This is a genomic window from Providencia sp. PROV122 (genome assembly GCF_028482365.1).
Lineage (GTDB): Bacteria > Pseudomonadota > Gammaproteobacteria > Enterobacterales > Enterobacteriaceae > Providencia > Providencia stuartii.
Window position 1 is genome coordinate 179194 of record NZ_JAMPQI010000001.1, and the last position, 19513, is coordinate 198706.

Below are 19513 nucleotides of genomic sequence, written 5' to 3' on the forward strand. Positions count from 1 at the left end.
AAATGAATTTTTTAGACAGCACACCTAATTATTTATTTTTCACTGGAAAAGGGGGGGGGGGTAAAACCTCTATTTCCTGTGCGACAGCAATCAAGTTGGCAGAGGAAGGGAAAAAAGTCTTACTGGTGAGTACGGATCCGGCTTCTAATGTTGGGCAGGTATTTTCTCAATCGATTGGCAACAATATTCAGCCAATAACATTGGTTCCAAACCTATTTGCCATTGAAATAGACCCTCAAGCTGCTGCCGAAGAATATCGAAATAAAATTATTAATCCAATCAAAGAAAATTTACCTGAAGCGGTAATTCAAAGCATTACGGAGCAGCTATCAGGCGCCTGTACCACAGAGATTGCGGCTTTCGATGAATTTACTGGATTGTTAACCAATACCGAAATTACCCGCCAATTTGACCATATCATTTTTGATACCGCACCTACGGGGCATACCATCCGTTTATTACAACTCCCGAGCGCGTGGAGTGATTTTATTAGTGACAATCCTGACGGTGCGACATGTTTAGGCCCAATGTCTGGCCTTGAAAAACAACGTGAGCAGTACAGCATGGCAGTGCAAGCGTTGAGTGATAACTCACTAACAAGGTTAGTATTGGTTGCACGTCCTCAGTCAGCCGCTTTGAGGGAGGTTGCGAGGACCTATAGTGAATTGTCTTCTCTGGGTATCAAAAATCAACAATTGATTATAAATGGTGTTTTCCCGGAAACGGCGATGACTGAAAATGATAAGTTATCCCATGCACTCTACTCTCGAGAGCAAGCCGCATTAAAGTCTCTGCCTGAGGCATTGCGTTCGTTACCCATTGATATTCTTTATTTACAAAATATCAATATGGTTGGTGTCGATGCATTGAAGCAGTTGTTATCGAATGACATGCCACAATTTTCAACCATTACTCCGACAAAACAACCTATTTCTTTACCCTCCTTGTCAGAACTGGTTGGGGAAATATCTCAGCAACAACATGGGCTGATTATGTTAATGGGCAAAGGCGGTGTTGGGAAAACAACGATTGCAGCATCAATAGCGGTTAAATTGGCAGAAAAAGGGCTTGATGTGCATCTGACTACATCAGATCCTGCTGCTCATGTTGAATCAACACTTGATGGTGTTTTACCCAATCTTCAAGTTAGCCGAATTGATCCCATCGCCGAAACTGAACGCTATCGTAATTATGTCTTAGAAACAAAATGGAAAGATTTAGATGCAGAGGGGCGTGCATTACTTGAGGAAGATTTGCGCTCTCCATGTACTGAAGAAATTGCTGTGTTTCAGGCCTTTTCTCGCATCATTAGAGACGCAGGGAAACGTTTTGTCGTCATGGATACTGCACCGACTGGACATACATTATTACTTCTTGATGCAACAGGGGCATATCATAAAGAAATTGCTAAGAAAATGGGCAAAAAAGGCCACTTTTTGACCCCTATGATGCAATTACAAGATCCTGAGCGCACCAAAGTCATTATTACGACACTCGCTGAAACAACGCCTGTGCTTGAGGCGGAAAACTTACAGAATGACTTAATACGAGCAGATATACATCCGTGGGCGTGGGTAATTAATAATAGCCTATCTATCACGGAAACTACCTCACCATTGTTACTTTCAAGGGCAGAGCAGGAAGTCGTTCAGATTGAAAAGGTGGCATCAACGTTAGCAAAACGTGTTGCTATCGTTCCTTTACTTGAGACTGAGCCTGTGGGGATATCCGCATTAAGTCAGCTCGCAGAATAAGTTTTATTTTTAGAAAATAAAAGGTGCACGAAAGCACCTTTTAAACGAGGTTGTTATGTTTATTGCCGCATTAATTTTTGTTCTAACGATTACGTTTGTTATATGGCAGCCCAAAGGGTTGGGGATTGGCTGGAGTGCTACAGTAGGGGCTGTATTAGCACTGATCTTTGGTGTGATCAGTTTTCAAGACATTCCGATTGTTTGGAACATTGTTTGGAATGCCACCGCGACATTTGTTGCAGTGATTATTATTAGCCTACTTTTAGATGAAAGTGGTTTCTTTGAATGGGCGGCATTACATGTTGCCAAGTGGGGCGGTGGTAAAGGAAGGCTGTTATTCAGTTATATCGTATTGCTTGGTGCAACTGTTGCAGCCTTATTTGCCAATGATGGTGCGGCATTGATATTAACGCCCATTGTGATTGCGATGTTACTAGCACTTGGTTTCAACAAAGGCACGACGTTAGCGTTTGTCATGGCGGCGGGTTTTATTGCAGATACAGCGAGCTTACCGCTTATCGTTTCAAACCTCGTGAATATTGTTTCTGCGGACTTCTTTAATATTGGATTTACTGAATATGCCTCAATTATGGTGCCAGTGGATATCGCGGCGATTATTGCAACGTTAGTGATGCTGCATTGGTTTTTCCGTAAAGATATTCCTAAGCAATATGATATGACTAAATTGAGTGAGCCTGCTTTAGCCATTAAGGACATGACAACGTTTAAAGCAGGTTGGCTTGTATTGGTGCTGTTGCTCATCGGTTTCTTTGTCTTAGAACCATTAGGTATTTCTGTTAGCGCTATTGCTGCAATTGGCGCCTTAATTCTTTGGGTGATTGCAGCCAGAGGCCATACGATTAATACCAAAAAAGTCTTACGTGGTGCACCGTGGCAAATCGTCATTTTCTCTTTAGGTATGTACTTGGTGGTTTATGGCTTAAGAAATGCAGGGTTAACCGATTATCTTTCTGAAACGCTCAATTACCTTGCCGATAAAGGGTTATGGGTAGCAACTCTGGGAACTGGATTTATTACCGCATTTTTATCATCCATAATGAATAACATGCCAACGGTATTAATTGGTGCTCTATCCATTGAAGGGAGTGAAGCGTCAGGGGTAATTCAGCAAGCAATGGTTTATGCCAATGTAATTGGCGCAGATTTAGGGCCAAAAATTACACCAATTGGTAGCTTAGCAACATTGTTGTGGTTACATGTGTTATCACAAAAGAACATGACCATTACATGGGGATATTATTTCAAAACAGGGATTATCATGACGATCCCTGTGCTCATTGTCACACTCGTTGCTTTAGTGCTTCGACTTTCATTGTTAAATTAAGGGTAACCCAATGAATGAGATCACCATCTACCACAACCCAAATTGTGGCACTTCACGTAATACCCTTGCAATGATCCGCAATAGTGGTATTGAGCCGGCGATTATTCATTATCTAGAAACACCACCCTCTAGAGATGTGTTAGTAAAACTTATTGCCGATATGAAAATCACGGTAAGGGCGTTATTACGAAAAAATGTCGAACCCTATGAACAATTAAATTTAGAACAAGATAGCTATACAGATGACCAACTCATTGATTTTATGTTGCAGTACCCGATACTGATTAATAGGCCGATTGTCGTCACTCCGCTAGGCGTAAAGTTGTGTCGGCCTTCTGAAGCCGTGTTAGATATATTACCTAATCAGCAACAAAATGAATTTATCAAAGAAGATGGTGAAGTTGTCGTTGATAAACAAGGGGGCAGAATAAAGTAAATGATGTTTTGAAATCATTGTTGTTGGTTAATGTTTATCAGCGACATTCTTTGTTGGAATAGACCAAATGCCCTTATGGCAAGTAGGGCAGTATTTTTGATTATTTGTAAAGTCGTCATGGCACGGTACACAAAACCAATCCATAACCTTTAAAATCGGTAAAACGGAATGAAATTACTGAGTAAGTTTATACGTTGAATGAGTTAACAATAAGGGCCATTTTAATAGATACATTAAAATGGCCCTTATTGTAATAAGTTGATTAATCAAGCGAAGATTAAAATGTCACTGTTACTTTTGAAGAGATTGTTTTATCCGTAGCTTCTAATAAGGCTCTTTCTATCTCTTTTGATGTAAGAAGGGGGGAAGATGCGTGATAGTTATCTTATTTTACCTTCTATTTTTATTGAAATTTTATTCTGTTTAAAAACAAAGTGTTATGATACCCTCTAAAAAATAAGGTATTTTGCACAAATTAGCCATAATTTATTGTTGCACGAAGGTTTTTTCCTGATAGTTTATAGTGTACTGCCGTATAGGCAGCTTAGAAAAAGGTAGCTGGCTGGATAAGCGCATCGCGAAAGTGTACTGCCGTATAGGCAGCTTAGAAAATGCATTGTTGTCATAATAGTTTCCCCATATTGTGTACTGCCGTATAGGCAGCTTAGAAAACAATTTCGGCACAGTTCGTCACAGTGATATCGTGTACTGCCGTATAGGCAGCTTAGAAAAGACCATCTACTCAATGATTGTTTGCCTGAATGTGTACTGCCGTATAGGCAGCTTAGAAATATACGCTCACGGCTCCAAATTACGTACTACTGTGTACTGCCGTATAGGCAGCTTAGAAAATGCCTAATGTTCTTGACGAGTTGGCGCGGGTGTGTACTGCCGTATAGGCAGCTTAGAAAACGAGGCGATGGAGGAATTAAGCCTTGACCACGTGTACTGCCGTATAGGCAGCTTAGAAATAAACCAGTCAGTGTTGAAATGGTTGGCGGTAGTGTACTGCCGTATAGGCAGCTTAGAAAAATGAAATGATAGGTGTGTTCGAACTCAGAACGTGTACTGCCGTATAGGCAGCTTAGAAATCAAGTATGACCCAAGCCTTTATATCCAAAATGTGTACTGCCGTATAGGCAGCTTAGAAAATTGCATCCAACGACTTGAAATCGCCTTTTTCGTGTACTGCCGTATAGGCAGCCTAAAAATGATAAATGATTATCCTGTGTGCTTTCCAATAAGCTGCACAGGCTTCTTTTTTCGCTATTTTAAGATTAATAATTAGATTATATTTATTGAGATTTCTAGTTTATTAAAACAGTGCAATTCCTTTAAACAATAAAATTAATCGGTGAGGCAGGATGAAGCTGCTAAATAAAACAATCTATACGCTTATTGTGGCATTTATATCAACAGCGGCAATGGCAGAGGAGTGTATAGGTGATAGTACCTATCAAGCATGTACAAGATCGAGTACTAATGCACAAGGCGATAATATTATTGAATCGTATGATACTGACGGTAACTCATATTCAATAACATCTGGCTCAAGAGACTATGCGGATGGTTCATCTGAAGTCTTTTCAGTTGATAGTGAAGGCAATGAATACTCGATAAAAAGTTGGTGTGACAGCTCTGGATGCCATACATCTGATAGCGAAGGGAATACGTGCACAATAACAAATACTGGCGAGATGATAGGCTGTTAAATGATAAAGAAAATACTAATAATATTTATTGTTTTAATCAGTGCAATATCTGTATTTGCATATAATAAGCTGACAATTTTTACTGTTCAGCCAATAGGCGCAATACCGGATGGTGTCACTGTTGTTATGTGGAAGAAAGGTGATATGCGTTTTTTTGAAAGTCCTGACGGATTATGTATGCAGAGAGTCGGCAAGGTTAATTTACTCTGTAGAATGACAATGTTAGGAAGCGCTATTGATAAAGATAATATTATTATCAGACTTCCCTATAGTGAATATGCCTATTTAAAATCAACAAATGGCAGAAAATTTGATAGATGATAAGACTCATAGCTATTATTAGGGATATGATGAGTTAGTGTTTTTAACTATTTTTGATATGTCTTCGCTAAATGGTGATTTAAACTTTTATACACATTAGGTGCGTGATATATAAAATCAATCATTACAAAGTGATTGATATCTTTTCTCTATCACTTATCTTATTGAAAACAAAGGGTAAATAGACGATGGCGGATTGATGAAATTTTTGAATTAAAAATAAGAATAACTGTCTAACTTACATTGCATATCGCAAAGACGAAGTGTTGAGATACATATGTACGCTAAAAACCTGTTTTCCCTAAAGTTACTCCATCCCAAATACGCTACAACATGGTTAGGAATTGTTATTTTATTTTTATTGGTTCAACTCCCTTATAAATGGCTTGTTCGGCTTGGTGCATTTTTGGGGGTTAATTCGAAGTATTTTATTAAAAGACGAGTTTCCATTATAAAAAGAAACTTAGAATTGTGTTTTCCAAATAAAAACCGCAAAGAAATAGACGATTTAGTTATCGAAAACTTGAGATCGCTAGGTATTGCGTTATTTGAAACCGGAATAGCGTGGTTCTGGAGTGATAAAAGAATTAAAAAGCTCTTTCAAGTCAAAGGAATATCTAATTATCAAGAAGCTATTGCCAAAAATAAAGGGGTAATTATCGTTGGGGTTCATTTTATGTCGCTGGAGTTAGGTGGCAGAATTATGGGGCTATGCTTTCCTGTAAATGCGATGTATCGACCACATAACAACAAAGCAATGGAATATATTCAAACAAAGGGTCGATGTCGTTCTGGCAAAGGAATGATTGATCGTAAAAATTTAAGATTTATGGTTCAAGAATTAAAAAGTGGCAAGGCCATTTGGTTCGCACCTGACCAAGATTTTGGTCGAAAGGGAACTGTATTTGCTCCGTTTTTTTCAGTCAAAAATACTTCAACGTCAAAAGGTACATCAACGCTTGCTCAATTATCTCACTCACCAACATTAACTGTCACACTGCTACGTAACCGTAATGGTATTAGTTATGACTTGGTGCTAGGGAAAGAAATAGTCAATTACCCAACTAGCGATACGCTACATGATGCCGCGACAATTAACTCTGTACTAGAGAAAGAAATAATGAAAGCACCAGAGCAGTACTTGTGGGCGCATAGAAGGTTTAAAACTCGCCCTGATGGGGAGCCTTCTCTCTATATTTAGAAAATGGTGACGCAAGATAAGGGGGATTCCCCCTATAATATAAGACCCGCATTGGTTGGGTCTTTTTAATTATTTGGTACTTCAAACATAAAGGGTATTTATTGGTAAGAGAGGGAATAGGAATAATTAATTATAGCAAATAATCCTATTTCTAGGTTACCCGTAATATTACATTTCCCAATGATCATCAACCCATGTAGCTTCTGAGTCTTCGATGCTAACACTCCATTGTGCTGTCGAAAACGCTAGAGTTAATTGCGAAAGACAATCTAACCAGTAATCGATAGACTCGAGCAAAATGGACTCATCATCAAGTGGTAATTTTGTTGAACCTTGTAGTAAGAATTGATCTGATGGCTCTTCATAAAAATAGAGAGTCTCCGCATCTTCTTTGTATGGAAAGGCTTGATTCAACTGATTTACCATGGTTTCAAACGTATTTTTTTCTTCAAAATTGAAAGGAGTCTTTTTTGTTGCGGAATAATAAATAGAAACGCCCATATTCGTACCTTGCTTGTAAGAATCCAATGTAAGAGATAAGTCAGATAATAAAAAAGAGGGGTAATATTTTAAATAAGAGTTAACTGAGATTGGCATGCTCAAGCAGAGCCTTTGCTTAAAATGTGACGTTAATTGATCGCTGTGACTGTGGTAGCTGGCTAACCTCTGGGCTAAGGCGAAACTAAATGCTGTTATTGAACTTATCGCTTAATCATTGGCTAGTCTGAATACCTCGATACTGAAAAATGACTTAAGAAGGTGAAAAGGCAAAGAATATTAAAAAACGTGTATCGCACAAAGAAGGAGACTATAAAAATAGCGAATTTTATTTTGCTAATTACCTTAATTTAAAAAAATATTGCCATACAGACGATAACATAAAAAATTATTGTAAGGCTGCTTAAGAAGGTCAGTAAGTTATTTTTATCTTCATTTATTATGACATAGACAAGCGGTGCGATAAAAAAGAGGATAGAAAAAATATAAAAATATAATGCGTAGCCGCGTAGAGAAAACATGAATGTCCAGCCTTTAATTTTACTGACTATCGTATGCTGCATACGAACAATAAAAATCAAAGTATAGTATTTAATTCTCTTGGTGAGTAGGATATTTCTTATTTTTAATGAAGTGAGAATTAAGATATATCTGACAAATTTAGTTATTAATACTTAATAATGATGTGTGTTTTTATTTTAAATTTCATTTTGTCGTGATGAACAAATCGAGAGTAGGAAAGAGACAGATCACAACCTCCGTCGACTTTTTATATAAACTCAGTGCCCATCATTAGGGCTATTGATAGAAATTTTATTTTTAAATATCGGATTAAATTGATGTGATAGTTTGTTTATTACCTTGTAGTTTCTATGCTTAATTTATCTGATAAATTTAATGGTAATTGATATTAAGGCACCTATTTGCAGATTATTTATTTCCTAGATACAATGAAAATACTTTAAAAATCATTGGTTACAAATCTATCGCGTACCATTAATCTTAACTTTTAGGGTAAAAATGAAAAAACATATTCTCTCAATTACAGTACTTAGCGCCGCCACATTGTTGGTTACAGGCTGTAGCTCAAATAATGATATGTGGGGTGAATTCGCGAATATTCTGAGCGACGCCAACCCAGTTGTTCAAGAGTCAGAGGAATGGGAAGCATATAGTATTAAAACAACACAGCAGGGTGTGACTTACGCTTCTGCTAGCTCTGCTGATCAACAGTTTGTCAGCAAAAAAATGGATGCTGAATATGCTGATGCTCTATATCGCGTATCAAGCCCTTTTGCGAGAAGCGATAAAACGAAAGAACAGTTAGCTAAAGACAACCAAGGTTATCGTTTTAAATATAATGAAATCATGGTGGTAAAAGATAAAAAAACGGCTAACACAATTGGGTATTGTGTGAATTATGACTCTGACCAAATAGAAAATGGTCAAGTAAAACCAGTGAAAGAAAAAGATAAGATTAGAAACCACTTTATCTATGTCGATAAAGTTAAGCCTTTATCTGTAATGACCGTTGGCAGCGACTTTACTAAAGTGATGTGCGGTGAAGAATTTTATAATAAATATAAAAAATAAGTTTCATCACAATCACTTCTTATAGGCAAAAAGAATTATTGTTGTGCCATCATTTAATATCCAATGAGTTAGGAGGAAGCTCCTAACTCGGACTGGGGGATTTTTATATCAGACTAAATTGAATATAGCACAGTTAGTTGATATCAGATCAGCACCTCTCTAGACCACCTTATTTTTAAGCATGATTTTTTTGATCAGCCTTGAAAGGGAAATACCGACAAAGCTAGGCCTAGCAATGAAAATGAATGAGTGAGAAAAGGTTGACAAAGGGCGCCTATTATTTGTTCTAGCTCCCAGTTTTATATCAATATAATTTATTCTTTGATTCGAAGAAAGTCGGGGTTTAGGTACTGATAATACAATACGTAAGCACTGTAGGTTAAATTGTGGTGAGATATGAGATAACCATTAAATAGCTTTAACTAACATGAATAGTCTCGTCATAACAGCTCAAAGAATAAGGTTAATTTTAGTGTGAAATTTAATCTTAAAATAATAGAGAGTAAAGTGCGATGGCATAAAAAGACCTTAATTAATAAGTGATCAATAATATCCGTAAGAGTGATTCAAGAGTCCCTCTTTTTTTAATGGTTATTGATATATTAAGCTAAAAATGAATTGATAAAATACTTAAGTAAAATAACGTATCCTGTTAGCTTTAATATTGCCCAAATCGTAGGTCTACGATAGGTTAATTTTCCTACAGATGTTACAAATTCTCCCTAGCGACCAAGTGTTTTTCTTTTAAATAATGAAAATAACTATTCATTTATAGTGACTTGTCATTTTTCTGTTAGCGCTAAATATATTATATCTTGCAGAAGTTCCGATATTGATAGAATAGGGGTTTTGCATTGCTGTTTGTCTAAAAAGTATTCAGTTTTATTTAGTTAATATTCTATTTTTATTTTATGAATAAACATTCATTAAAAATAATTTTTAACAAATAAATTTAATTTTAATCTAAATTAGAATACAATTACGTTACAAATAAAAATTAAATGATGATCTTATTATTTAGATACTGACGTTCATTTGATAAAAGGAAATGTTTTAAAATGGCAATAACTAGAAGAAAGTTTCTTATCGGCGGGGCTGTTGTAGCCGTGGCTGGTGGGGCGGGAATTTTAACCCCGATGTTAACTCGAGAAGGTAGATTTGTTCCTGGCACACCAAGACATGGGTTTGTTGAAGGAACCGCAGGTCCTCTACCTAAGCAAGCTGACGTTGTTGTGATTGGTGCTGGTATTTTAGGTATTATGACCGCTATCAATCTTGTTGAACGCGGCTTGTCTGTTGTAATCGTTGAGAAGGGGAATATTGCTGGCGAACAATCTTCTAGATTCTATGGCCAAGTCATTACTTACAAAATGCCTGATGAGACATTCCTGCTTCATCATATTGGTAAACAGCGTTGGAGAGAAATGAATGCGAAAGTGGGTGTCGATACTAGCTATCGTACTCAAGGGCGCGTAGAAGTTCCTCTTGATGAAGAAGATTTAGATCACGTCAGAAAATGGATTGATACAAGAAGTAAGAATGTCGGTTCAGATATTCCATTCAAAACTAGAATTATTGAAGGTGATGAATTAAATCAGCGCCTTCGTGGAGCTACATCAAATTGGACAATCGCCGGTTTTGAAGAAGACTCAGGTAGCCTAGATGCTGAGATTGCAACCTTTGTTATGGCGGAATACGCTAAAAAAATTGGGGTTAAGATCTACACAAACTGTGCTGCAAGAGGCTTAGAAACTCAAGCGGGTGCAATTTCTGATGTTGTGACAGAAAAAGGTGCGATTAAAACTTCTAGAGTGGTTGTTGCTGGCGGTGTATGGTCTAGACTGTTCATGCAAAATCTGAATGTTGACGTACCAACATTACCGGCTTACCAATCTCAGCAATTGATCAGTGGTTCACCTACTGCACCGGGTGGTAACGTCGCTTTACCAGGTAACATTTTCTTCCGTGAGCAAGCTGATGGCACCTATGCGACTTCACCTCGTGTGATCGTTGCTCCAGTCGTAAAAGAATCATTTATCTATGGTTATAAATATCTGCCATTGCTATCAATGCCAGATTTCCCAGTACACATTTCATTAAATGAACAGTTAATTAATTCATTTACACAACCGACACACTGGGAGCTAGACGAAGTTTCTCCGTTTGAGAAAAATAGGAATATGACCGCACTGCCAGATATTCCTGAGCTAAATTCTTCATTAGAGAAATTGAAAGCAGAGTTCCCTGCATTTAAAGACTCTAAACTTATCGACCAGTGGAGTGGTGCGATGGCGATAGCACCAGATGAGAATCCTATCATTTCTCAAGTTAATGAATACCCAGGTCTGGTGATTAACACCGCGACAGGTTGGGGTATGACAGAAAGCCCTGTTTCTTCTGAAATCACGGCAGATCTACTGTTAGGTAAAGAACCTTCATTGGATGTGAAACCATTTAGCCTTTACAGATTTTAGATTAAATCGATTTTAAGTTATCCGACCCATATTTGATAACAGCCCTCCTTGTGAGGGCATTTTTTGCTTTCTGCAATCTATTCCCTCATGCTAATGCTAAATAAGGCCGCTATTAGCGCATTCGAGAATCCATGCAGGAGGGGAGTCATCTCATTCGTGTAAAGGAAAATACAAAATATGTTAATCCTTTAATGGGGTCATTTAATTTCTTCTCTCTCTCTATGCAGAAAGGAATGATTGTATTTACGCTAACGGATACAGTTACTTTTTGAAGCTGTAGTAATACGGTGATGTACCATGATGGTAGAAATTTATATTGGTTGATTGGTTGTCGTAAGATATAGAAAGTGAGGTGACAAAGCAGCCATGGTTAATAGGTATTTAAAGGAAGAAACAGCGATTGAGCATCATTACAAATGAAGCTAACTGTATTTAAGGCGGGTCGTAGGTATTTACTCTGACTTTAAGGATAACAATACGCAGGCTTTTATCTTTGCTGATGTGATTAGTGACCATTGGTAGTTATTTTTACTGATTACGTATTGCTCTTTTGATTTATGGTAAAAAGTGAATTAGGTGCTAATACGTAATTTTTAATCAACTAACGGCAAAAACAGGTGCATGTGTGTTGTTAAAAAGACAAAGTCAAATGTTATAGCTCAATGTATTCAACGTTACTTAGTTTACCCTGTTCATTATAAATTTATATATTTCAGGTAGATATAGTGAAAAACTAATAAATATAAATGCGGCTATAAAATAGATGTTGATAGACTCCATGGTTACTGTTGTTGAAATCGTTGCGACAGCTAAGATTGTCACAATGATACGTCGGCTATTTGCAGTCATTATATTGGACAGCTCATTAAAAAATGTTTCAAAAAATCTAAACATAACAATTCCTTTTTATCGTTTCATGCTGAGTGTATATGATTTAAATAAATTATTGAAGTTTTTATTAGCTATTTGTGCTATTTAATATTACACCAAATTATCAAACTGGCTGATTTTTATCTTTTTTTAATGCAGGGCTATAAAAAGTAATTTATAAAATTTATTATTACGATGAAATATTTAAATTAAAATAATAAAGAGATATAAAAGGCAATGGATGTTGTTTCCATCTGATTGATTTGAATGGGTTATTTTTTATTCTTGTCCTTTCTAATAAGAATATTTCATGCTGAAATTATTATTAAAACATCAATGATTAAGTTGGTGTGGAAATAAGGTTAAGTGTTAATACTTAACTTTTTTATAGTGGTTTTCAGATTGATCGACTTCACAATTTTATTCTTTTAATAAAATATCTCGCGTATTCTAAATAAGCCTTCTATTAACCACTATATAGGTGATTTAATTATATTGTGATGCTATTATAATTAAAACGTCAGGTAATAATCACGATTTGATATCGATAAATTTAAGATAAGTTAGGGTTATTGGGCGATTTAGCATGTTTTCATTTAAAGGCAGTGAAAACATTTTTTAGCTTATCGATTGTATTTTAGTCATGACATAATATTGACAAAGGGGATAAATAGGTGGTGTATTTAATAGATGAGTTTTAACACGATTCTGATTGATAGTTTTAATTGGATTATTTATCCTGCTGAGAGCCATCAAAATGAGGAATGAGTATGCCAACAGTTGATATAACTGACCTACTAGGTTATTCCATTATCAATACCATAAATATGATTTTTAACCCATTGGAGTATTTCTGCCAGGAAAACATGATTGAGAGTATGGGCACCTTGTTGCTATCTTTTATGATTTAATCACCTTATTGCTTGAAACCACTATTTTAAAGATCAAAAAACGATAGTGGTATTTAGTAAAGCAAGTAAAAAATGATTGTTAACTAATTGATAGTATTGGGTTTTTGTGATTATGACGCTTTTTTTAATTTATCCTATCAATAAAAACATTATTCTCTAACAAAACTCCCCCCTTATAGATAAATATTGTAAATAAAATAATCAATCAAATGATTATTATTTTATCGATATGAATGATGTGGCATAGCGCTTTATTGCGTGTGTGGTTTTTTATTGTGTGTGGTGCATCACAAAAAATAATTACTATTCAAAATGGCATTGTTTTTATCTTTAATCGACGGATAGTTGTGGCTGTTACCGCAATGGTTTCTACTGATTTTGTGATTAATAAAGATGATTAATAGGGAGTTAATAGATATTACCGTCATTAATTATCAATAAATAATTAATAGGTAAGATTAAACAAAAACAGTATCGCCAAAGAAATATAAAAAATTTTTGTTAACCAGAAAGTAAATAATTTTTTCACTATTGAATGAGGGTAATTATGCCAGGATCTCTATTTCCTCAAGATTTTCTGTGGGGTGGTGCAATAGCGGCAAATCAAGCGGAGGGGGCTTGTTTTGAAGGGGGAAAAGGACTCAGTATTGCAGATGTTATTCCTTATGGAGCTAACAGGCATCCGGTAAAAATGGGGATCGAAAAACGTTTTAAATTACGAGATGATGAATATTACCCAAGCCATTTGGCAATTGATTTTTATCATCAATACAAGCGTGATATTGCGCTAATGGCAGAAATGGGATTTTCGGTGTTTCGCACATCGATTGCATGGAGCCGTTTATTTCCGCGTGGGGATGAAGTCACTCCAAACCCAGAAGGTATCGCCTATTATCTCGACTTATTTAATGAATGCAAAAAATATCATATTGAACCGCTAGTAACCTTGTGCCATTTTGATGTTCCGATGCATTTGGTCACTGAGTATGGCTCATGGCGTGACCGGAAGATGATTGATTTTTTTGTGACCTATGCCAAAGCCTGCTTTGAAGCATTTGATGGGATAGTGAAATATTGGCTGACATTTAATGAAATTAATTTGCTATTGCATACGCCGTTTTCATCATCAGGGTTAGTCTTTGAAGAAGGGGAAAATAGCGAACAAGTTAAATATCAAGCCGCTCATCATCAATTAGTTGCTAGCGCATTAGCGACAAAAATAGCCCACGAAGTCAATGCTCAAAACCAAGTCGGCTGTATGCTTGCAGGTGGTGGATATTACCCTTGGTCGCCTAAACCAGAAGATGTATGGGCGGCAATGGAAAAAGATCGTGAAAACTTGTTTTTTATTGATGTACAGGTGCGTGGGTATTATCCCGCCTATGCGCAACGTGTTTTTCGTGAAAACAAGGTGACACTTCTGGTCACGGAAGAGGACGAGCAAATCCTTAAAAATACCGTTGATTTTGTTTCGTTTAGTTATTATGCCTCCCGCTGTGCCTCAGCGGATATGGGGGATGGTACAAACCTGTCGATTAATGCTGCACAATCTTTAAGCTCTCCGTATATAAAACAGAGTGAGTGGGGGTGGGGAATTGACCCTCTCGGTTTAAGATTAACCGCAAACATGCTCTATGATCGCTATCAAAAACCATTATTTCTAGTAGAAAATGGTTTGGGGGCGCATGATAAGTTAAATGAGGATGGTGAAATTATTGATGATTATCGAATCGATTACCATCGTTCACACATTCAAGCTTTAGGTGATGCTATTGCTGATGGTATCCCCATTATGGGATATATTTCATGGGGATGTATTGATTTAGTCTCTGCTTCAACAGGCGAAATGAGTAAACGATATGGTTTTGTGTATGTTGATAAGGATGATCAGGGAGCTGGCTCACTAACAAGGATACGTAAAAAATCTTTTTGGTGGTATAAAAAAGTGATAGCAAGCCATGGTAATGATTTGTATTAATTGCTTTTTACCATATTAAAACATAAAAAAAAGAGTCCCTTTAGGGACTCTAACTGAATGAAATCACTACTACATGATTTGTTCTTTACAGCGATATTATAATTATGCAATCGGTACTATAGCATATCTACGTACATGATGAAGACGTTAGTTTTTAATAAATATCTTAGCTTTTCGTTGATACATAGCTTAAATATATAATGTTTATATGATAATAACTTAAGTATTCAACTTAGCGTGTTATTTTATATTACAAGCGTAATATTTTGTTACGCGCTATATCAGATAGGAAATGATATAACACTGGTACTAATAAATTCCCTGGTATTAGAATTCAGTATTCAACTGGTTAAATATTATACTTTTATTTTTGCGAATATTATTATTTACTATTTTATGGTGTAACGACATTGATACTGGTTAATGTGATTAAAGAACATCAACATTAATTTTTATTCCTCAATGATGAGATATCTCTCCCTTCGTTTGACTTGACACTAATGTACCGTATAAATCCGATGATAAAAATGTGAACTGTGTATCAAAACACACGTCAAGTGTTAATATTTTTAAAGATATTAATATTGCTTATGTAAAATTTTCTTGTGTATTCAATAGATTGGCTTTTTGGCTTATGTAATAAATAGACATGAATTGAAGGAGATTAACAATATTCATCAATGGGTTGAAGAAAAGAGGGCGTGCTGGTTTATTAAGAGTGATTTATTACTAAGCCAAAAAGGTGAGCTGATAAAGGTTAAGTTGCATACTACAGGCGTCAAAAGAGATTATTCTTTCTTATCAGATTGTTCACGGCAAAATTGATCCCAGATGATGTTGAAGTTGTCGTTAGGAAAAATATTTCCAGAACGTTCAATTAAAGGGATAGAAACGACATTTCTTCCATCTTGGTGCATATATGTTTTGACGAGGAATCGTTTATAGCCAAAGGAATTTTCGCTTTTAAAAACGAGTACCTCTCCACATACATAACCAAGTATTCCGTGATCGAGTGTTTGCCGAATTTCATAGTAATGAACATTTTTATATTCGGCGGTTTCGGGAAATGTAAGGAAATCCTCCACTGCTTTTTGTGATTTTTTAACGATATCCAGATCAGGGGTATAATTTGCCATCATGCCAGCAACAAATGAGCCGCCTGCGATAAGAGCAATAATTAAATATGAAAATATATTCTTTTTCATGAAGTTACTCTTTTTATATTTGAATAATAGTAGTAATTTTAGAATTAGGCGATATTAAGGTAGCATAAGCATAGGCGTGTTTATATGGGGATGAAATAACAATAGTCAATTAAAGACAAAGGGTTACAATTAATAATAAATTGTTATGTTAAGTTTATTTGAATAGTTATTGTTATTTTAAGTTTTTTATTGATGACGTGTATGTACTTTAAATGAAAAATAATCAAAAAATGATTTAATGATTATTTTTCATTATTGTTGCCATATTTATCGCTTCTATTAATTGTGAACGATTAATTCTAGGGCTATTACTATCGAGTAGTTGTTGCCATAGGCTAATGGCTTTTTCATAGTTGGCGTGCATAAAGGCGTCTGAGGCTAATAGCATTAAAGCGGTCACTTCATGTTTATCAATGGATAATGCATGCTCTATTACTTGCATTGTATCTTCAGTCATCTGTTGCCCCGCTTGATAATAGAGCACAGTCGCGATAGCTGAATAAAGTTGCGCGTTTTCTCCTGTATATTTAAGTGCTTGGTTATAGGCAATCAAGGCATTGTCATAGCTATTTTGATATAAATAATATTCACCGAGGATTGCCCAAAGGTCACCATTTTGGGGGGATTGTCGAATATTATTTTGTAAGCGTATCAGATCACTTTGTTGTTGCTGTAGTGGGGTCAATATATGTAATGGGTCTGAGATGCGCTGGTATTCATGATAAGTGGCGCTAAAGCGCGGTAGAAAAAAATACCCTGCTATTGTAAGGAGCAGTAATAGAGCTACGCATAAATGGATAGCATAATAAGAAAGGGTATCGTTGCGCTTCACTTCGGCGTGCTGTGATGGAATTTCATGAGTTAATTGTATGGACAGCTTAGACGCCGGAGTAATGGTAGCTTCCGTTGAATTATGTTGATTTGTTCGCGGTACTGAGGCTCTTTTTTTTATTAAATAATAGAGCAGGGCGATGACAAAGATGAATCCGATAAACGGCAGGCTCCAGAGTACAATGGTTCCCATGTGTAATGGCGGATTGTAGAGTACAAAATCACCGTATCGCTCGGTCATATAAGAGCGTATTTCAGCTTCAGTTTTCCCTTCCGCTACCATTTTATACACTTGATGGCGCATACTGACAGCGGTAGGGGCATTGGATTCGAGCAGGTTTTGATTTTGGCACTGAGGGCAGCGTAATTGAGCCGCAATTTGTAATGAAGTTGTTTGCTGTTCTGCGGTAGCAAATTGCCAAGTATCCACAATGTCGGCTTTGGCTATATTCGTCGCCATAAGTAATAATGTTAGAACAACATAATGCAAGAGTTTATTCATGCTGACTTCGCCCTTTAAACCACCCAATAAAGAGACCGATGCACATGATAAAAGCCCCTCCCCAGATCCACTGGATACCATCTTGCACATAGAATCGTAGCGCATAGCGGTTATTTCCCGTCTTTTCACCTAATACGGCGTACCAATTTCGCATCCATCCCCAGTGCATACCAGGTTCAATCATTATCTGTTGGCGAGCGGTATAAAATCGACGTTCAGTCTCAAGGTGTGTAATAAATGTATCTTTTTGATAAACGGCAATGAGCGCTTTTTCAGTGGTGTAATTGGATTGAGTATCCAACTGTAATTGCTTGAAATTAAATTGATAACCGGCGAGTGAAACGGTGTGATTAACCGTCATATTGGCACTGATTTCTTGTTTGCTTACAGTAGAAAAAGCAATACCAGTGGCAAAAATAATCACGCCAGTGTGTGCAAGTAATGAGGCTAGTCGCTTCTGTATTTCATTGAGAGGGCGTAGCCATAATAGCAACAGTAAGCCAACCATTATAGCCGTTGCGCTCGCGATAAATTTAGCATCACTCCATCGCAAAAGTAGGGCGATTACAGCGGCAATGATGCTAACAGACAAACGCCAACGGAAAAAAGAGCGGGTAGATGATTTGAGGCTCCCCACGGCCCAAGCGCCGATAACCATCAGCATAATTAAGCCAAAAGGCAGTAATGTTTGGTTAAAATAAGGCGCTCCGACTGATATCTTTCCCCACCCAAGTAGGCTGTAGAGCATGGGATATAACGTGCCGACTAACACAATAAACAGGACAACCACAAATAAAATCAATGTCATCTGTAAATAGATTTCGCGTAGGGTTAATGCCCGTTTAGAGGCTGATGCTGCGGGTTTCGCCTTACAACCATAAATAAGTAAGGCGACGATGCTCATGCTAATAAATAATAAAAATAATGGTATTGCACGAACATTATCTAGGGCAAATGCATGGACTGACACGAGTATGCCCGAACGAACAATAAGCGTGCCAAGTAATGATAAAATAAATGTGACTATGGCTAAGATCATCGACCAATGGCGGTAACTTCCCTGTTTTCGCGAAGCCGCTAAACTGTGTAGTAGGGCGGTTGCCGCTAGCCAAGGCAACAGTGAGGCATTCTCGACAGGATCCCAAAACCACCAACCGCCCCATCCTAATTCGCTATAGGCCCACCATGAGCCTAGCGTGATCCCCATGGTAAGTATGCACCAACTTGGTACGGCCCAACGCCAACAAACCCATGCAATAGTTTGGCTGAAATTTCCAGCAATCAGCGAAGCCAAAACGCATGATGTGACGACCATCAAGCCGCTATAACCCAAGTAAAGTAGCGGAGGATGTAAAATAAGCCCCCAATGTTGCAACATTGGGTTGAGGTCGCGACCTTCAATCGCGGGCGGAAAGAGCCGCATAAAAGGGTCTGAATAGAGCACGATAAACCAAAGTAGCGCTGCGCTCATTGCGGCAAGAATAGCTAAGGTTAAAGCAAAAAAGGGGTGATCTTGTTTGCGATAGCGCCAAGCGAATAACAGATGCCAAGTCGACAGTAAAAGCACCCAAAGAAGGAGTGAACCTTCATGCCCACCCCAAACCGCCGCTATTTTTATTAATAAAGGGGATAAACGGTGGCTATGTTGAGCAACATACACCACCGAAAAGTCACTTTGAATAAAGGAAATAGTTAGGCAAAGAAACGCAATAACGAGAAATATAAATTGCAGAGTAGACCAATAAACCCCAAGTAAGCGTGATTTTTGGGTGTGTTTGTAGGTACTAACCAACCCAAACAAGGCATGAAAATTGGTTATGCAGAGTGTTAACAGCAAGCTAATAAACCCGATTTCAGGGAGTATAAGTTCCAATGAGCACCT

The 19513-nt window shown here is 37.1% G+C and carries 14 protein-coding genes and 1 CRISPR repeat array; of the genes, 9 read left to right on the forward strand and 5 right to left on the reverse strand.

The window, feature by feature from the left end; genetic code table 11:
* Positions 1-2 precede the first annotated feature (2 nt).
* Genes arsA through arsC form a run of 3 tightly spaced genes read left to right on the forward strand, consistent with a single transcriptional unit; the run spans position 3 to position 3535 of the window.
* Entirely contained in the window at positions 3-1754 is a 1752-nt protein-coding gene (gene arsA / locus PSE69_RS00820) for an arsenical pump-driving ATPase (protein ID WP_272674903.1), read from the forward strand.
* A gap of 55 nt (positions 1755-1809) precedes the next feature.
* On the forward strand, positions 1810-3099 hold the full coding sequence (locus PSE69_RS00825; protein ID WP_121874620.1) for an arsenic transporter: 1290 nt from the start codon (positions 1810-1812) through the stop codon (positions 3097-3099).
* 10 nt (positions 3100-3109) lie between these two features.
* Positions 3110-3535, forward strand: a complete 426-nt coding sequence (gene arsC / locus PSE69_RS00830; protein WP_121874619.1) for a glutaredoxin-dependent arsenate reductase — start codon at positions 3110-3112, stop codon at positions 3533-3535.
* Between the two features lie 27 nt (positions 3536-3562).
* On the opposite strand, the gene PSE69_RS19830 is transcribed toward arsC, so the two are convergent.
* Positions 3563-3679 (reverse strand): putative zinc ribbon protein, encoded by a 117-nt coding sequence (locus tag PSE69_RS19830; RefSeq protein ID WP_113742863.1) that lies wholly within the window; start codon positions 3677-3679, stop codon positions 3563-3565.
* 379 nt (positions 3680-4058) lie between these two features.
* A CRISPR array of direct repeats spans positions 4059-4746; the repeat unit is 28 nt; unit sequence GTGTACTGCCGTATAGGCAGCTTAGAAA.
* 153 nt (positions 4747-4899) lie between these two features.
* Between PSE69_RS19830 and PSE69_RS00835 the strand changes: the two genes are divergently transcribed.
* From PSE69_RS00835 to lpxL, 3 genes are all read left to right on the forward strand, one after another.
* Positions 4900-5247: a hypothetical protein gene (locus tag PSE69_RS00835; protein ID WP_014656468.1), complete on the forward strand. Its 348-nt coding sequence runs from the start codon at positions 4900-4902 to the stop codon at positions 5245-5247.
* Entirely contained in the window at positions 5248-5568 is a 321-nt protein-coding gene (locus tag PSE69_RS00840; RefSeq protein ID WP_004922284.1) for a hypothetical protein, read from the forward strand.
* A 277-nt stretch (positions 5569-5845) separates the two neighbouring features.
* Positions 5846-6769, forward strand: coding sequence for an LpxL/LpxP family Kdo(2)-lipid IV(A) lauroyl/palmitoleoyl acyltransferase (lpxL, locus tag PSE69_RS00845; RefSeq protein WP_014656467.1), 924 nt, complete (start codon positions 5846-5848; stop codon positions 6767-6769).
* 168 nt (positions 6770-6937) lie between these two features.
* On the opposite strand, the gene PSE69_RS00850 is transcribed toward lpxL, so the two are convergent.
* Entirely contained in the window at positions 6938-7270 is a 333-nt protein-coding gene (locus PSE69_RS00850) for a hypothetical protein (RefSeq protein WP_004922279.1), read from the reverse strand.
* A 1017-nt stretch (positions 7271-8287) separates the two neighbouring features.
* On the opposite strand from PSE69_RS00850, the gene PSE69_RS00855 reads away from it, so the two are divergent.
* From PSE69_RS00855 to ascB, 3 genes are all read left to right on the forward strand, one after another.
* A complete protein-coding gene (locus PSE69_RS00855; RefSeq protein WP_014656465.1) occupies positions 8288-8860 on the forward strand; it encodes a hypothetical protein in 573 nt (190 codons plus the stop codon).
* Positions 8861-9918: 1058 nt separating this feature from the next.
* Complete coding sequence (locus PSE69_RS00860) at positions 9919-11334, forward strand: NAD(P)/FAD-dependent oxidoreductase (protein ID WP_004922269.1); 1416 nt, start codon at positions 9919-9921, stop codon at positions 11332-11334.
* A 2328-nt stretch (positions 11335-13662) separates the two neighbouring features.
* Positions 13663-15093, forward strand: coding sequence for a 6-phospho-beta-glucosidase (ascB, locus tag PSE69_RS00865; protein ID WP_121875347.1), 1431 nt, complete (start codon positions 13663-13665; stop codon positions 15091-15093).
* A gap of 788 nt (positions 15094-15881) precedes the next feature.
* Here the strand turns inward: ascB and PSE69_RS00870 are convergent.
* The 3 genes from PSE69_RS00870 to PSE69_RS00880 all read right to left on the reverse strand — a co-directional run bounded on the left by PSE69_RS00870 (position 15882) and on the right by PSE69_RS00880 (position 19504).
* The gene (locus PSE69_RS00870; protein ID WP_004922246.1) at positions 15882-16298 is read right to left on the reverse strand and encodes a hypothetical protein; all 417 of its coding nucleotides are present in this window, start codon (positions 16296-16298) and stop codon (positions 15882-15884) included.
* A gap of 235 nt (positions 16299-16533) precedes the next feature.
* Entirely contained in the window at positions 16534-17631 is a 1098-nt protein-coding gene (gene nrfF / locus PSE69_RS00875) for a heme lyase NrfEFG subunit NrfF (RefSeq protein WP_014656462.1), read from the reverse strand.
* On the reverse strand, positions 17624-19504 hold the full coding sequence (locus PSE69_RS00880; RefSeq protein WP_076914256.1) for a heme lyase CcmF/NrfE family subunit: 1881 nt from the start codon (positions 19502-19504) through the stop codon (positions 17624-17626). The genes nrfF and PSE69_RS00880 overlap by 8 nt, the downstream gene beginning before the upstream one ends.
* Positions 19505-19513 lie beyond the last annotated feature (9 nt).

Bases quoted from the DNA above. Each gene is read 5' to 3' on its own strand.
- arsA (WP_272674903.1), top strand. From the start codon at position 3: ATGAATTTTTTAGACAGCACACCTAATTATTTATTTTTCACTGGAAAA.
- PSE69_RS00825 (WP_121874620.1), top strand. From the start codon at position 1,810: ATGTTTATTGCCGCATTAATTTTTGTTCTAACGATTACGTTTGTTATA.
- arsC (WP_121874619.1), top strand. From the start codon at position 3,110: ATGAATGAGATCACCATCTACCACAACCCAAATTGTGGCACTTCACGT.
- PSE69_RS19830 (WP_113742863.1), bottom strand. From the start codon at position 3,679: ATGGATTGGTTTTGTGTACCGTGCCATGACGACTTTACAAATAATCAA.
- PSE69_RS00835 (WP_014656468.1), top strand. From the start codon at position 4,900: ATGAAGCTGCTAAATAAAACAATCTATACGCTTATTGTGGCATTTATA.
- PSE69_RS00840 (WP_004922284.1), top strand. From the start codon at position 5,248: ATGATAAAGAAAATACTAATAATATTTATTGTTTTAATCAGTGCAATA.
- lpxL (WP_014656467.1), top strand. From the start codon at position 5,846: ATGTACGCTAAAAACCTGTTTTCCCTAAAGTTACTCCATCCCAAATAC.
- PSE69_RS00850 (WP_004922279.1), bottom strand. From the start codon at position 7,270: ATGGGCGTTTCTATTTATTATTCCGCAACAAAAAAGACTCCTTTCAAT.
- PSE69_RS00855 (WP_014656465.1), top strand. From the start codon at position 8,288: ATGAAAAAACATATTCTCTCAATTACAGTACTTAGCGCCGCCACATTG.
- PSE69_RS00860 (WP_004922269.1), top strand. From the start codon at position 9,919: ATGGCAATAACTAGAAGAAAGTTTCTTATCGGCGGGGCTGTTGTAGCC.
- ascB (WP_121875347.1), top strand. From the start codon at position 13,663: ATGCCAGGATCTCTATTTCCTCAAGATTTTCTGTGGGGTGGTGCAATA.
- PSE69_RS00870 (WP_004922246.1), bottom strand. From the start codon at position 16,298: ATGAAAAAGAATATATTTTCATATTTAATTATTGCTCTTATCGCAGGC.
- nrfF (WP_014656462.1), bottom strand. From the start codon at position 17,631: ATGAATAAACTCTTGCATTATGTTGTTCTAACATTATTACTTATGGCG.